This window comes from Kitasatospora sp. NPDC004669 (assembly GCF_040609455.1).
Taxonomy (GTDB): Bacteria; Actinomycetota; Actinomycetes; order Streptomycetales; family Streptomycetaceae; genus Kitasatospora.
Window position 1 is genome coordinate 29,255 of the sequence record NZ_JBEXKB010000039.1, and the last position, 14,034, is coordinate 43,288.

At 71.3% G+C, this 14,034-nt stretch carries 12 protein-coding genes and 3 pseudogenes; 6 read left to right on the forward strand and 9 right to left on the reverse strand.

Annotation, left to right across the window (positions count from 1 at the left end):
• Both ABZW30_RS28290 and ABZW30_RS28295 read right to left on the reverse strand, forming a co-directional pair.
• Positions 1 to 483, reverse strand: coding sequence for a hypothetical protein (locus ABZW30_RS28290; protein ID WP_355674025.1), 483 nt, complete (start codon positions 481 to 483; stop codon positions 1 to 3).
• Positions 480 to 725 carry a protease inhibitor I42 family protein gene (locus tag ABZW30_RS28295; RefSeq protein ID WP_355674026.1) on the reverse strand — a complete coding sequence of 82 codons (246 nt, stop codon included), beginning with the start codon at positions 723 to 725 and terminating at the stop codon, positions 480 to 482. The genes ABZW30_RS28290 and ABZW30_RS28295 overlap by 4 nt, the downstream gene beginning before the upstream one ends.
• Before the next feature lie 436 nt (positions 726 to 1,161).
• Between ABZW30_RS28295 and ABZW30_RS28300 the strand changes: the two are divergent.
• Positions 1,162 to 1,769, forward strand: a pseudogene (locus ABZW30_RS28300) (aldehyde dehydrogenase family protein); the annotation flags it as partial.
• 62 nt (positions 1,770 to 1,831) lie between these two features.
• Here the strand turns inward: ABZW30_RS28300 and ABZW30_RS28305 are convergent.
• Genes ABZW30_RS28305 through ABZW30_RS28325 form a run of 5 tightly spaced genes read right to left on the reverse strand, consistent with a single transcriptional unit; the run spans position 1,832 to position 7,677 of the window.
• Positions 1,832 to 2,599: a 3-oxoacyl-ACP reductase gene (locus ABZW30_RS28305; protein ID WP_355674027.1), complete on the reverse strand. Its 768-nt coding sequence runs from the start codon at positions 2,597 to 2,599 to the stop codon at positions 1,832 to 1,834.
• A 14-nt stretch (positions 2,600 to 2,613) separates the two neighbouring features.
• The gene (locus tag ABZW30_RS28310) at positions 2,614 to 3,987 is read right to left on the reverse strand and encodes an aldehyde dehydrogenase family protein (RefSeq protein WP_355674028.1); all 1,374 of its coding nucleotides are present in this window, start codon (positions 3,985 to 3,987) and stop codon (positions 2,614 to 2,616) included.
• Positions 3,984 to 4,697 carry a gamma-glutamyl-gamma-aminobutyrate hydrolase family protein gene (locus ABZW30_RS28315; RefSeq protein WP_355674029.1) on the reverse strand — a complete coding sequence of 238 codons (714 nt, stop codon included), beginning with the start codon at positions 4,695 to 4,697 and terminating at the stop codon, positions 3,984 to 3,986. The genes ABZW30_RS28310 and ABZW30_RS28315 overlap by 4 nt, the downstream gene beginning before the upstream one ends.
• A gap of 11 nt (positions 4,698 to 4,708) precedes the next feature.
• Positions 4,709 to 6,067: a glutamine synthetase family protein gene (locus ABZW30_RS28320; RefSeq protein WP_355674030.1), complete on the reverse strand. Its 1,359-nt coding sequence runs from the start codon at positions 6,065 to 6,067 to the stop codon at positions 4,709 to 4,711.
• Entirely contained in the window at positions 6,064 to 7,677 is a 1,614-nt protein-coding gene (locus ABZW30_RS28325) for an amino acid permease (RefSeq protein WP_355674031.1), read from the reverse strand. Before ABZW30_RS28325 ends, ABZW30_RS28320 begins: the two co-directional genes overlap by 4 nt.
• A 222-nt stretch (positions 7,678 to 7,899) precedes the next feature.
• On the opposite strand from ABZW30_RS28325, the gene ABZW30_RS28330 reads away from it, so the two are divergent.
• Together ABZW30_RS28330 and ABZW30_RS28335 are read left to right on the forward strand one after the other, a co-directional pair.
• Positions 7,900 to 8,649: an FCD domain-containing protein gene (locus ABZW30_RS28330; protein ID WP_355674032.1), complete on the forward strand. Its 750-nt coding sequence runs from the start codon at positions 7,900 to 7,902 to the stop codon at positions 8,647 to 8,649.
• A 271-nt stretch (positions 8,650 to 8,920) separates the two neighbouring features.
• Complete coding sequence (locus ABZW30_RS28335) at positions 8,921 to 9,352, forward strand: hypothetical protein (RefSeq protein WP_355674033.1); 432 nt, start codon at positions 8,921 to 8,923, stop codon at positions 9,350 to 9,352.
• 344 nt (positions 9,353 to 9,696) lie between these two features.
• Here the strand turns inward: ABZW30_RS28335 and ABZW30_RS28340 are convergent.
• Positions 9,697 to 9,978, reverse strand: a pseudogene (locus ABZW30_RS28340) (HoxN/HupN/NixA family nickel/cobalt transporter); the annotation flags it as partial.
• On the opposite strand from ABZW30_RS28340, the pseudogene ABZW30_RS28345 reads away from it, so the two are divergent.
• Positions 9,977 to 10,393 (forward strand): annotated as a pseudogene (locus tag ABZW30_RS28345) (superoxide dismutase); the annotation flags it as partial. The pseudogenes ABZW30_RS28340 and ABZW30_RS28345 overlap by 2 nt on opposite strands.
• 387 nt (positions 10,394 to 10,780) lie before the next feature.
• On the forward strand, positions 10,781 to 11,521 hold the full coding sequence (locus ABZW30_RS28350) for a hypothetical protein (RefSeq protein ID WP_355674034.1): 741 nt from the start codon (positions 10,781 to 10,783) through the stop codon (positions 11,519 to 11,521).
• 58 nt (positions 11,522 to 11,579) lie between these two features.
• On the opposite strand, the gene ABZW30_RS28355 is transcribed toward ABZW30_RS28350, so the two are convergent.
• Positions 11,580 to 12,332: a DUF1775 domain-containing protein gene (locus tag ABZW30_RS28355; protein ID WP_355674035.1), complete on the reverse strand. Its 753-nt coding sequence runs from the start codon at positions 12,330 to 12,332 to the stop codon at positions 11,580 to 11,582.
• Between the two features lie 310 nt (positions 12,333 to 12,642).
• Here ABZW30_RS28355 and ABZW30_RS28360 point away from each other — a divergent pair, with 310 nt between their 5' ends.
• Positions 12,643 to 13,404: a hypothetical protein gene (locus ABZW30_RS28360; protein WP_355674036.1), complete on the forward strand. Its 762-nt coding sequence runs from the start codon at positions 12,643 to 12,645 to the stop codon at positions 13,402 to 13,404.
• Positions 13,405 to 14,034: the final 630 nt, after the last annotated feature.

Here is a 14,034-nt window from a genome sequence, read left to right on the forward strand (position 1 = left end):
TCAGCAAGGCCTACCACGCAACGTCGGAGCACTCATCATCGCTGCCGGGGCAGCCGAACGGGCACTCGATGACCATGACTTCTCGTTCCAGCCCGAACGGATGTCCCGACGCAGGCCCAGGATCTCCGCGACGGCGTCGAGCCAGCGGGCGAGCAGCTGGTCCCCGTCGACGGTGGTGGCGGTGGTTGCCGCCGAGGTCAGCCGATCCCGGGCGAGCCGGGTCGGTTCCGCCCCGGGCAGCGGCTCGGTGAGGTCGGCGGCGTACCGGGCGCCGCCACTGCGAACCACCTCGGCGAGGAAGGAGGTCGACCGGGGGACAACCCCCAGGGCATCGCTGGCCAGCGCCGCCGCGATGGCGCCCTCGCCGAACAGCGCGGACCGGTGGGGCCCGGCGAACTCCAGGCCGTAGCGGAGCATGGCGGGCACGTCGAGCTGCCGCAGCTCGTCGTCCGTCTTGGGACGGAAGCGGTCGTCGGTGCTCATCGGACCGTCACCGTGTAGGTGTTGCGCACGAGCCATTCCCTGTCGTCGGCGTGGATGAGTTCCGGATGGTGGCAGAGCCCCCGGAAGCAGGTGAAGAGCGTGATGGTGGTGGTGCCGCGGCCCTTGGCCTCGAAGGTGTAGTAGCGGGTACCGCCGGCGCCGACCTTGTTCTTGGCGTCGTCCGGCACGTCGAGCTTCTCGTCCACCTTGGTCACCACGGCGGCGTCCGGCGTAGGGTCCACGATGCTCCAGAACCCTGCGGCACTCCACTCTGGCCACCACTGTCAACGTCTACGGCCACCTGCTCCCCCAAGCGGCTCGCGAAGGTCACCGCCCTCGCCGATGCACTCGACCACGCAGACCTCCCCCGCGAGATCAACTGGCGGTCTGGCGCGATCACCTCGCACCCATCCCACCCGTAAACCTCCAGGTCAGAGCGCCGGACGCGACCACGCGTCCTCCGGAAACGAGTGAGAGCGGGTATCAGGATTCCCAAGTACCCGCTCCCACCAGCAACTTCACAGTCGGGACGACAGGATTTGAACCTGCGGCCCCTTGACCCCCAGCAGGGTTCCGTACCTGCCCCAGTCGCGGCGAGTGACAGCAATCTGGCGGTCCTTCAGCAGACACCATGGGCGGCGCACGGTAGCCGGCTGCGCGTTGTCGCTCACCATCCCCCTGGCCGCCGGGAACACGGCCGTCCTCAAGCCCAGCGAACTCGCTCCCGCGACCTCCGCCGCCATCGCCCGGCTGCTGCCCCGCTACCTCGACCCGGAGACGGTGGTGGTGGTCGAGGGCGGCGTCCCGGAGACCACCGCCCTGCTGGATCAGCGCTTCGACCACATCTTCTACACCGGCAACGGCACGGTCGGCCGGATCGTCATGGCGGCGGCCGCCCGGCACCTGACCCCGGTCACCCTGGAGCTGGACGGCAAGAGCCCGGTCGTGGTCGAGCCCGGTGTGGACCTCGCGGTCACCGCGCAGCGAATCGGCCCGATCCTGCCGATCGTCGCCGTGCCCGACCTCGACGCGGCGATCGCCTTCATCAACGAGCGCGACAAGCCCTCGCCCTGTACGCCTTCACCGAGTCCACGCGGACCAAGCAGCGGCTGACCGAGGAGACCTCCTCCGGTGCCCTCACCTTCGGGCTGCCGGTCTCCCACCTGGCCATACCCGAGCTGCCGTTCGGCGGTGTCGGGGAGAGCGGCATGGGCCGCTACCACGGCGAGTACTCCATCGACACCTTCAGCCACACCAAGGCCATCGTCGACAGGCCCCTCGCCTGAGCCCTCCGGGGCCGGGCCCCGGCCGGCCGGCGGGGGCACCCGCCGGCCGGCCACGCTCGCCGCTACTGCGGCGTGACGTAGGCGCCGGAGATGCCGCCGTCGACGAGGAAGGTGTTGGCGGTCATGAAGGAGGAGTCGTCCGAGGCGAGGAAGGCCACCGCGGCGGCGATCTCCTCGGGCTCGGCGAAGCGGCCGAGCGGGATGTGGACCAGGCGGCGGGCGGCCCGCTCCGGATCCTTGGCGAACAGTTCCTGCAACAGTGGGGTGTTCACCGGCCCCGGGCAGAGGGCGTTGACCCGGATGCCCCCGCGGGCGAACTGCACGCCCAGCTCGCGCGACATCGCCAGCACCCCGCCCTTGGAGGCGCTGTAGGAGATCTGCGAGGTGGCCGCGCCCATCACGGCGACGAACGAGGCGGTGTTGATGATCGAGCCCTTGCCCTGCCGCTGCATGTGCGGGATCGCGTACTTGCAGCACAGGTAGACGCTGGTGAGGTTGACCTCCTGGACGCGCTTCCAGGCGTCCAGGCCGGTGGTGAGGATGGAGTCGTCGTCCGGCGGGGAGATGCCCGCATTGTTGAAGGCGATGTCGAGCCGGCCGTACTCGTCGACGGCCCGCTGGAAGACGTCGCGCACCGCGTCCTCGTCGGTGACGTCGGCCTGGATGAACAGGCCGTCGACCTCGTTCGCCGCCTTGGCCCCGGTCTCGGCGTCGAGGTCGACGCAGACCACCTTCGCCCCCTCGGCGGCGAACCGGCGGGCGGTGGCCAGGCCGATGCCGCTGCCCGCGCCGGTGATGACGGCCACCCGGCCGTCGAGTCGCTGGGTCATGCTGATCATTCCTCTCATTCGTCCGTGGAGATGAAGACGTTCTTGGTCTGGGTGAAGGCGTCCAGGGCGTCCGGGCCGAGTTCGCGGCCGAGGCCGGACTGCTTGAACCCGCCGAACGGCGTGGTGTAGCGCACTGAGGAGTGCGAGTTGACGGAGAGGTTGCCGGCCTCGACGCCGCGCGAGACCCGCAGGGCCCGCCCGACGTCCCTGGTCCAGATGGAGCCGGACAGGCCGTACTCGGTGGCGTTGGCGATCCGCAGGGCGTCCTCCTCGTCGCGGAACGGGACGACGGCGACGACCGGGCCGAAAATCTCCTCGGTGAAGGCGCGGTCGTCGTGCCGCACGGGCGCGAGGACGGTCGGCGGGTACCAGAAGCCGGGCCCGTCGGGGGCGCTGCCGCGGAAGGCGACGGCCGACCCGTCGGGGACGTAGGAGGAGACCCGCGCCCGGTGGGCGGCGGAGATCAGCGGGCCCATCTCGGTCTTCTCGTCGGTCGGGTCACCGACCCGCACGCCGCGGACGGCGGGCTGCAGGAGCGCCAGGAAGTCATCGAACACGGACGCCTCGACCAGGATCCGCGAGCGGGCGCAGCAGTCCTGGCCGGCGTTGTCGAAGACCGCATACGGCGCGGTGGCGGCGGCCTTGGCGAGATCGGCGTCGGCGAAGACGATGTTGGCGCTCTTGCCGCCGAGTTCGAGGGTGACGGGTTTCACCTGGGCGGCGCAGCCCGCCATGATCTCCTTGCCGACCTTGGTCGAGCCGGTGAACACCACCTTGCGCACGTCGGGGTGGGTGACGAAGCGCTGTCCGACCACCGGGCCGCGGCCGGGCAGGATCTGCAGCACGCCGTCCGGGAGGCCGGCCCGGAGGGCGAGTTCGCCGAGGCGCAGCGCGGTGAGCGGGGTCAGTTCGGCCGGCTTGACGATGACGGTGTTCCCGGCGGCAAGGGCCGGGGCCAGGGCCCAGGCGGCGATCGGCATCGGGAAGTTCCACGGCACGATGACCCCGACCACGCCGATCGGTTCCTGGAAGGTGAGGTCGATGCCGCCGGCCACCGGGATCTGCCGGCCGAACAGCCGCTCGGGGGCGGTGGCGTAGTACTCGATGACGTCGCGCGCGTTGCCCGCCTCCCAGCGGGCGTTGCCGAGGGTGTGGCCGGCGTTGGCGACCTCCAGCGCGGCGAGGTGTTCGCGGTCGGAGTCGACGGCGGCGGCGAAGGCGCGCAGCATCCGGGCCCGGTCGGCGGGGGCGACCTTGCGCCAGGTGTCGAAGGCGGCGCGGGCGCGGGCGACGGCAGCGTCGGTCTCGGCGAGGCCGGCCAGTTCGATGGTTGTGATCACCTCCTCGGTGGCGGGGTTGACGACCTCGAAGAGGTCCGGTTCGGTCATCGGGTGGTCTCCCTCTGGCTGGCTGTGATGAACGCGTGGAACAGACGCGGGTCGTCGGGGTCGGTCTCGGGGTGCCACTGGACGCCCAACGCGAAGCGGTGGTCGGGCAGTTCGAGCGCCTCGACGGTGCCGTCGGCGCTCCGGGCGGTGACCCGCAGGCCGGTGCCGAGCCGGTCGACGGCCTGGTGGTGGTAGCAGGAGACCTCGGCGGTCGGCCCCAGGACGGCGGCGAGCCGGCTGCCGTCCGCCAGGCCGACCGGGTGGCGGACGAAGCGGGCGGGGACGATCTGGTGGCTCTCGTCGGGCAGGTGTTGGAGGAGGGTGCCGCCGAGTTCGACGTTCAGCAGCTGCATGCCGCGGCAGACGCCGAGCAGCGGCAGGTCGCGGGCGAGGGCGCCGTGCAGCAGGCTGCTCTCCCAGGCGTCGCGGGCATAGTGGGGCGGTCCGGTGCGCGGGTCGGCGGCCGCCGCGTACCGGGCAGGGTCGACGTCGGGCCCGCCGGCGAGGACGAGCCCGTCCAGGGCGTCGAGCAGGTGGCCGGCCCCGCCGGGTTGCGGCGGCAGCAGCACCGGAGTGCCGCCGGCGCGGACGACGGCGTCGACGTAGGTCTGCGGCACGAGCGAGGCGCGCTGGTGCCAGACGGACCAGGCGGCCTTGTCCTGGTAACTGGTGATGCCGATCAGCGGTCGTCGGCTGTCCTCGTGGGTCACAGCCTCGTGGGTCACAGCCGCTCGAATCCGCGGCGCCGCTCCCAGTCGGTCACCGCCCTTTGGTAGGCGGCCAGTTCGGTGCGTCCGGCGTGGGCGTAGTGGCGGACGACGTCCTTGCCGAAGGCCTCGGTGGCGACAGCGCTGCGCTCGAAGGCGTCGACCGCGTCGCGCAGGGTAGCGGGCACCCGGGGCGCGTCGGAGGCGTACGCGTTGCCGGTGAACTCCGGTTCCAGCTCCAGCTGTTGCTCGACGCCGTGCAGACCGGCCGCGATCAGGGCGGCGACCGCGAGGTACGGGTTGACGTCGCCGCCGGGGACGCGGTTCTCGAAGCGCAGCGACTGGCCGTGGCCGACCACGCGCAGGGCGCAGGTGCGGTTGTCGCGGCCCCAGGCGATGGCGGTGGGCGCGAAGCTGCCGGGCACGTAGCGCTTGTAGGAGTTGACGGTGGGTGCGAGCAGCAGGGCGAAGTCGGCCAGGCAGGCGAGCTGCCCGGCGAGGAAGTGCTCCATGGTGCGGGAGAAGCCGTGCGGCCGGTCGCCGGCGAACACGGGCGCGCCCTGCTGGTCGCGCAGGCTGAGGTGGATGTGGCAGGAATTGCCCTCGCGTTCGTCGTACTTCGCCATGAAGGTGAGGCTGCAGTCCTCCTGGGCGGCGATCTCCTTGGCGCCGGTCTTGTAGACGGCGTGGTTGTCGCAGGTGGTGAGGGCGTCGGCGTACTTGAAGGCGATCTCGTGCTGGCCGAGGTTGCACTCGCCCTTCGCGGACTCGACGGTGAGGCCGGCCCCGGCCATGCCGTTGCGCAGCCGGCGCAGGAGCGGCTCGATCCGGCCGGTGCCGAGGATCGAGTAGTCGACGTTGTACTGGTTGGCCGGGGTGAGCCGGGTGTAGTCCTTGTCCCAGGCCTGTTCGTAGCTGTCCCGGAAGACGATGAACTCCAGCTCGGTGGCGGCGTGGGCCTGCCAGCCGTAGCCGGCCAGGCGGTCCAGCTGGCGTTGCAGGATCTGGCGCGGGGAGACGGCGACCGGGCTGCCGTCGTGGTCGACGACGTCGCACTGGACCATGGCGGTGCCGGGGTGCCAGGGCACGGCCCGCAGGGTGGCGAGGTCGGGACGCAGCGTCAGGTCGCCGTAGCCGTTCTCCCAGGAGGAGATCTGGTACCCGTCGACGGTGTTCATGTCGACGTCGACGGCCAGCAGGTAGCCGCAGCCCTCCGCGGCGCCCGGCACGACGTCGTCGAGGAAGTACTCGGCGGCGACGCGTTTGCCCTGGAGGCGTCCCTGCATGTCGGTCATGGCGAGCACGACGGTGTCGACGGACCCGTCGGCCACGCGGGCGCGCAGTTCGTCGAGGGTGAGTCGGGGGCTGGTCATCGGGCCTCCACTTCGGTGTCCTGCGCGTGCGCGTCGGGTTCGGGCGGCGTGCCGTGGACGACCGGCCCGGTGAACCAGCGCCGGGCCGAGACGAGCCACCACAGGCCAGCGAAGCCGACGACGACGGCCACGGCGACGGGGGTGTAGTTGAAGCTCTCGGCGGTGATCGGATTTTCGGTGGGGAGCATGAACAGCACGGTGATCACCGCGGTCCAGCCGACCGCGACGATGCCGATCGGCCGGCTCCAGCGGCCCAGGTGCCAGGGGCCGCGCGGGAATTCCTCGCCCTGGCGCAGCCGCAGGTACACCGGGATGACGTAGGAGATGTACAGGCCGATGACGGAGATGGAGGTCACGGCGGTGTAGGCGGTGGTGTTCCAGAGCGCGGGCAGGCCGAGCAGCAGCGCGCCGCCGGTCGCCAGCCAGACCGCGTTGGTGGGGGTCTGGGTTCTCGGGTCGATGCGGTGCCACAGGCGGGAGCCGGGCAGCGCGCCGTCCCGGGAGAAGGCGTAGATCATGCGGGAGTTGGCGGTGACGGAGGCCATCCCGCAGAAGAACTGGGCGCCGATGACGATGAGCAGCAGGAACTGGGCGCCGCCGGCGCCGATCGCGTCGATGAAGATCTGCGCGGGCGGGACGTCGGTGTCGCTGTTGAGCGCGCCGTCGTAGTCGCGGATCGCGAAGGTGATGCCGAGCAACAGGATCCAGCCCGCCGCCAGGGAGACGGTGATGGCGTTGACGATGCCGCGCGGGCCGGAGCGGGCGGCATCGTGGGTCTCCTCGGTCATGTGCGCGGAGGCGTCGTAGCCGGTGAGGGTGTACTGGGCCATCAGCAGGCCGAGCATCGCGACGTAGAACTGGTTGTGGAAGCCGGTCCGGTTGACGAACTCGGTGAGGACGAAGGAGACGGAGGCGTGCCGGTCGGGGAGCAGCGCGAGCGCGCCGACGATGACGGCGACGCCGATCAGGTGCCACCACACCGACACGCTGTTGAGGACGGCGACCAGGCGCACCCCGAAGGTGTTGAGCAGGCCGTGCAGCAGCAGGATGACGGCGAAGATCTCCATGGTGTGCGCGGGGCTGGCCTCGACTCCGAAACGCAGGGTGAGGAACGCGTTGGTGAAGAAGGCGGCGCCGTAGTCGACGCTTGCGGTCACCGCGACCTGGCCGAGGAAGTTGAACCAGCCGGTGAACCAGCTCCAGGCCGGGCCGCTGCCGCGGCTGCGGTTCCTGTCGCGGCCGGCGGTGGGGCTCAGCTTGGCGGCCCAGTAGTAGAGCCCGCCGGCGGTCGGGTAGCTGGAGCAGATCTCGGCCATCGCCAGCCCGACGCAGAGCGTCAGCAGGCCGACCACCGGCCAGCCCCAGATGATCAGGGCCGGGCCGCCGGTCTTCATCCCCGTCCCGTACAGGGTCAGGCAGCCGGAGAGGATCGAGACGATGGAGAAGGAGACGGCGAAGTTGGAGAAGCCGGACATCGAGCGGGCCAGTTCCTGGGTGTAGCCCAGCTCGCGGAGCCGTTGTTCGTCGGCGGAGACGTCAGCGGAAACGGGGGCGGTGTTCGCCGGAAACACTTCGGGGACAGGGTGGTCGGGTGAGCGTGCGTCGGTCATGGGCACCCCTGGGGGTTGAGGGTGTGCCGGGGAGCACCCGGCCACGACGGCGTGGCGCGGTCACCCCGACGGGTCGACGGTCGAACGGCTCTTCAATGGTCTGAAACCAGACCATTGGGTGGGTGAGCAGCATCGTTCCGGCCGAGTCGGGGCCGCGTCAAGGGCCGAGGAGGAAACGGGCCGGAACGAGTCCGAGAATCCACTCGTAGGTACGATTCCGGCGTGGACCTCGACGAAGCACGCGAACAGGCGCGGCAGGACTGGCAGGCCGGGGCGATCTTCCGCCCGGTCCGGACCGGCAACGCCTTCGAGGAGACCATCGAGAGACTCCTCCAGGCGATCAAGCTCGGCGTCTTCGGCTTCGGCGACCGACTGCCCGCCGAACGCGACCTCGCCGCCCGGCTCGGGGTCAGCCGGGAGACCCTGCGCGAGGCGCTCCGCACGCTCCAGCAGGCCGACTGCGTCGAACCCCGCCGCGGCCGCTACGGCGGCACCTTCGTCACCTACCGGATGCCCGCGCCGGACGTCGCCGACCTGCGCCGGGCGGCCCGCGACCTCGGCGGCGCCCTCGAGGACGCCCTGACCTACCGCCAGGTCCTGGAGACCGGCGCCGCCGAGGCGGCCGCCCGGCGCACCCTCTCCCCCGCCCAGCGGGCCCAGCTGGAGAGCCGGCTGGCCGACCTGGAGGGAGCCCCGCTCGAGCACTACCGCCAGCTGGACTCTCGCTTCCACCTCGCCATCGGCGAACTCACCGGCTCCCCCACCCTGGCCGCGGCCATCACCGAGGCCAGGATGCGTCTCAACGACCTGCTCAACGCCATTCCCATGCTGGACCGGAACATCGAGCACGCCGCCGAGCAGCACCGGGCGATGGTCCGGGCGATCCTGTCCGGCGACGGTGACGCCGCCCGCCGCGCCACCGAGGAACACCTCGCCGCCACGGCCGCACTGCTCCGGGGATTCCTGGCCTGACCACCGGCCCACGGCTTCAGGGGGCTGGGACCCCTCCGAAAATGATTATCCGTCAGCATTCAGCGCTATACGACGGCATGATCGTTCAGCTCTGTTATCCGATTCACAAATGCTTCACCAAATCCGGATTGCCAGCCCGATCGCAGGTATGTGCAAAATGTTGCCCGTTTGCCGCCCGTGATCGCCCTGGAGAGTATCCGCCGCGAGCTTCCACACCATCGACGCCGCCCTGTCCGACCAGGACATCTCCCTGGTCAGGGGCAGTGTGGCCGTGGTGGAGCCGTATGCCGCGGATCTTCTGGGGTACTTCTACGACCAGCTGTTCCGCCGCTATCCGGGAGTACGTGATCTTTTCCCGCCGCAAATGGACGTCCAACACGACAAAGGCCGTCCTGGACGGGTCGGAACGCGGGTCGAGCTGTTCGTCAGTGCCCGTACCTGCGATGACCTGCACGAGGCGGAGGACCTCCTACGACTGTCCGAGCGGCATCGCTGGCTCCGCGTCCGGGCCGCCCTCAACGACGCCGACCGCCCACTGCCCGAGGTACTGGCGCAGTGCGGGCCGTGGCCCCGACACGACGCCTACCTGTGCGGGCCCGGCCCGATGATCATCGACGCCACCGAGGTCCTGTACCGCGGCGGCGTCCCGGTCGAGCGCATCCACCACGACCCGTTCGTCCGGCCTGACCTGTCCCCGGCGTAGCAGCCGCAGCGGACGCCGCCCGGCGGCCTCCGATCGGTGATCCGGCACCGGACCCCCGGGCGATCAGGTCCACGTTCACGACCCGACGGCCATGGGTAGTCATGCGGCACTGATTGTAGGCAACTGAAGGGAATCGGAATGAGCGGTCAGCCGGTAGTGACCACGGACGTCGGCGATGTCCGTGCGCGGCATGACGAGGCCGACGTCATCTTCCACGGCGGGGGGATCGCGACGGCGGCCGCCGACTCCCGGGAGTCCGACCCCGGCTGCTGCGCCGACCCTGATGGCCGTCGACCGCGGTTACGCGCCGCCTGTCGCGACGGGCCGTCCTCCTCCGACGGCCGGAGCCCCGCCGACCACCCCTCCTCGATCCGGCCGAACTTCCAGACCGCCAGCGCCACCGCCCAAGCCACGAAGAACAGGCCGACGATGACGAAACCAATGACGTTGAGGTCGGGCCCGCCGACCCAGTCCCAGAACGCCCCGTGCAGGTCGAGCTTGTCCGCCACCAGCGCGAGGATCTCGACCGTTCCGATGATCAGGGCGACGGCCACGGACAGGCCGGTGATGGTGAGGTTGTAGTACACCTTGCGGAGCGGCTTGGAGAACGCCCAGCCGTAGGCGAAGACCTTCGCCTTCCGCCTGTCCGGGCACGTCCTGCACTCGCTGTTCTGGCAGAACCTCTCCCCGGAGGGCGGCGACCGACCCGAGGGCGAGCTGGCCGACGCCATCGCCGAGCACTTCGGCAGCTTCGACGCCTTCAAGAAGCAGCTCACCAACGCCACCACCGGTGTCCAGGGCTCCGGCTGGGGCATCCTCTCCTGGGAGCCCCTCGGCAAGCGCCTGATCGTCGAGCAGGTCTACGACCACCACGGCAACGTCGGCCGGAACACCACCCCGCTGCTCGCCTTCGACGCCTGGGAGCACGCGTACTACCTGCAGTACCGCAACGTCCGACCGGACTACGTCACCCGCCTGTGGGACGTCGTCAACTGGCAGGACGCCCACGCCCGCTTCGAGGCCGCCACCGCCCAGGGCTGATCCGCCCCCTCCGGTCGGACCGCCTCCGGTCCGCCTGGGCCAGGCTTGCATCCCCGGCCACACGCAGAGCCCTCCGTAGCCCGACCACCGTCGGTGCCGCGGAGGGCTCCGCGCTCCTGGCTCGACTTTCGGTTATCGCGACCAACGTCACCGGTCTCCTATGCAGTGAGGCCGAATCCCCTCGGCCCCGGACGGCGTCCATTCCGACGCGCCCGCAACGGGAAGGGCCTACCGATGACAGCTTCTCCTCCTCGTCCGTTCTCCCGAGGTTGGCTGCTTGCGTCCTGCCTGCCCGTGCTGCTCGTGCTCGGGATGGCCGCATCCGTCCCGCGCGCCGCTTCCGGTTCCCCGCAGGCCGCGACGGCGAGCATGCCGGAAATGCCGGGCATGACCCATGCGACCGGTGCCTCCCAGGGCCTCGCCCGGGGCCTCGCCGCCGAGCAGGACGGCTACCGACTGAACACCGCGACCTGCGGCGTGCCCGCCGGGCGACCGACGGCCTTCCAGTTCACCGTCACTGGCCCGAGCGGCGCCCCCGTCACCGACTTCGCCGTCCACCAGACCAAGAAGCTGCACTTCTACGCGATCCGCACCGACCTCACCGGCTTCCAGCACCTGCATCCGGAGATGGCCGACAACGGCACCTGGACCGCCGACCTCGCCGCCCTCACCCCCGGCACCTGGCGGCTGTACGCCGACTTCATCCCGAACACCGGCCCGCACGCCGCCGAGCTCGTCCTCAGCCGCACCGTCACCGTGCCCGGCGAGCCAGCCCCCGTGCCGCTGCCCGCCCCGGCCGACACCACCACCGTCGACGGCTACACCGTCACCCTGCACGCCCAACCGATGTCCGGCGCACACCAGTTGACCGCAACCATCAGCCAGGACGGCCACCCGGTCACCGACCTCCAGCCCTACCTGGACGCCTACGCACACCTCAGCGCCTTCCACGAAGGCGACCAGGCGCTGGCCCACCTCCACCCGGCGAACGCGGTGAACGGTGACCACGGCGGACCGACGCTGACCTTCCAGGCCCTGCTTGCCGAACCGGGCAACTGGCGGGTCTTCCTGCAGTTCCAGACGGCCGGGCAGCTTCACACCGCACAGCTCACCGTGCACGTCGACTGAAGCCCCAGTGCCCGGCGCCCGCGTCACGGGGGCCGGGCGCTGGGGCAGTTGCGCAACGTCAGCTGGCCGCGGAGCGCTTGCGGCGCCACCACCACGCGCCGCCCACGGCGAGCACGACCACGACGGCGGCACCGATGGCGATGGGGGTGGCCGAGGACGAGCTGTCACTGCTGTTCGACGCGGTCGACGCAGCGCTGGGCGAGGCCGTCACGCTCGGGGCACCGGACGCGGCGGCGGATGCAGACGTAGTGGCCGACGCCGAGGGGGTGGCGGAGGGCGCGGCACCGGTGGCCGCGGCGGACGGCGTGCCGATCGGAGTCGCGCCCGGCGCGGCGGCGGCGAGCTTGAGGGTGGGCGCGGGGTGCTCGGGCTCGGCGCCGCCCTGGGGCAGCTCGATCCAGCGGTCGATGTGGCCGTCGCTGTAGGTCTCCAGGGTCTTGAAGACCAGTTCCTTGGCGTCGGGCAGCTGCTTGATGGTGATCTTGTAGACGGCGTCCTTGCCCTGGGGCAGCGCCGGCCCGCCGACCGTGTAGCCGTCGGCCGTGGCCGCGAAGGTCCAACCCTGCGGCGCGTCGGCGAGCGCGACGTCCGAGGGGGCGATGCCCTCAGGCAGGACGACCTGGAACTTGGCCAGGCCGGCGGTGCTCGACTCGGCCTCGGCGGTGAAGGTGACCGTGGCGTTGGTGGCCAGCGCCTGGGCGGTCTCGGAGGCGACCTCCACGTGGGCGAAGGCCGGCACGGCCAGGACGAGGGAACCGGCCACGACCGCCGTGACGGTGGCGGCCCGGCCGAACAGGCGAGAGGTGTTCATCGGGGAAGGCACTCCAAGGGGGAAAGGCGGCATCCAGCCGAGGCAGGCCGGGCCGGTCAGGGTGAGGGCGGCGTCCATGATGCACGATGAAACGGGCAGGTCAGCACGGCCAAGAAAATCTCGTAACGGCGGGAACCAGCCGCCTCCGCAGAACGACTACCTGTGTTTGGCCGCCGCCCCGGAGACCCGGTGTGAGGGCCCGTGCACCGCGATCGAACGCATCGGTGCGCGCGCGATTCTTCCGACCCGGGTCTGTGGCACCGAAGTGCGGGGGTGCGACCATGAGCCCGCCATGGATGTGGGACGGGGAGTGCGTACAGGACGGGCCGCGGTGTTCGCGGCCGTCTGCGTACTGCTCGCGTCCCTCGGCCACGTGCTGATGTCCGGCACGTCCGTGCCCGGGTGGGCGCTGCTCGCCGCGTTCGCCGCCACCGGCGGCGCCGCGTGGTGGCTCGCCGACCGGGAGCGCGGACCGTGGCTGGTGACCGGCCTGACGGTCGGTGTCCAGGCCGTCCTGCACACGCTGTTCTCACTCGGCCAGGCCGCCTCCACCCCGCCGTCGGCGGGAGGACTGACCTCCCAGTGGGCGCGGCTCCTGCTGTGCACCCCGAACCACGTCTCCCCCGAGCACGCCGCGCAACTGGCGGAGGCCGCCGGTCTCGGCACGGGGGGCGGGTCGGGTGACGGCCTGACGGTCACGATGGCCGACATGCCGGACATGCCCATGGCCGACATGGAGATGGGTTCCCACGCGCACCACGCCGCCACCGCGATGGCCATGCCGATGCACCACCATGCGGGCGGGGCCGTCGGCATGTTGGCAGCGCACCTGCTCGCCGCCGTGCTGATGGGCCTGTGGCTGTCGGCCGGCGAGCGGGCCGTGTTCCGGCTCGGGCGTGCCGCTGCCGCCCGCCTGTTCGCGCCACTGCTCCTGCTGCTGCGCCTGGCCTGCCCGCCCCACCGCCCGCGCCTGCGGCCCGTGCGGACCCGTTCCGCACAGCGGCTCCGGCAGCTGCTGCTCGTCCACGCCATCACGTCTCGGGGCCCTCCGGCCGTGACCGCTTCCGTCTGACGGCTCTCCTCCCCGGGGACACCTGCGCCCACGCCGCGCCCGCTCGGGTGCGGCGCTGCCTGCGCGTGCCCCGGCACGGTCACCCGCGGCCACCGGCCGCTTCCCCGCCTTCCCGAGAAGCCGGCAGTCTCCCCGTGCAGGCTCGGCATCGTCTGGAACACCTGCTGAGGGGTGCGGTCCCGCCACATCCCGCCCGGGGGCGCTTCGCGCATGGCCGACAGGCGCGGGTGACGCTGCGGCGTGCACCGCGCCAGCCAGCCGTGTTCCGCACGGTCGCCGTCGTACACCGCGATGTCGTGCCGGTCGGCCAGGGCCCGGGCCAGCGTGCTCTTGCCGGCACCCGTGCCGCCGGCGATCCAGCGCACGTGTGTCAGCAGATCAGCCAGTTCTCTACGCGTCTCGGTGTCCGAGAAAGGGGAGGCCATGCGAGCCATGCTCCCGGTCTCGGACACCGAGACGCGTAGAGGACGACCGGCCCCGGGGCTCCGGAGACGGGGCCGGCGGTGCCGGTCAGCACGCCGCCCCTCACCCGCGCGCGGCCCCGGCCGGGATCGCCTGCCAAGGACGACGATGGCCGTACCCCGCGGGTTACTCGCCCGTGCCATCCGCACCGTCAATGGCGGGACTCGC

Excerpts from the sequence above, each read along its gene's own strand:
- ABZW30_RS28310 (WP_355674028.1), bottom strand. The coding sequence starts at position 3,987 with ATGACCGAACCGGACCTCTTCGAGGTCGTCAACCCCGCCACCGAGGAG.
- ABZW30_RS28290 (WP_355674025.1), bottom strand. The coding sequence starts at position 483 with ATGAGCACCGACGACCGCTTCCGTCCCAAGACGGACGACGAGCTGCGG.
- ABZW30_RS28350 (WP_355674034.1), top strand. The coding sequence starts at position 10,781 with ATGACCCATGCGACCGGTGCCTCCCAGGGCCTCGCCCGGGGCCTCGCC.
- ABZW30_RS28355 (WP_355674035.1), bottom strand. The coding sequence starts at position 12,332 with ATGAACACCTCTCGCCTGTTCGGCCGGGCCGCCACCGTCACGGCGGTC.
- ABZW30_RS28325 (WP_355674031.1), bottom strand. The coding sequence starts at position 7,677 with ATGACCGACGCACGCTCACCCGACCACCCTGTCCCCGAAGTGTTTCCG.
- ABZW30_RS28305 (WP_355674027.1), bottom strand. The coding sequence starts at position 2,599 with ATGACCCAGCGACTCGACGGCCGGGTGGCCGTCATCACCGGCGCGGGC.
- ABZW30_RS28320 (WP_355674030.1), bottom strand. The coding sequence starts at position 6,067 with ATGACCAGCCCCCGACTCACCCTCGACGAACTGCGCGCCCGCGTGGCC.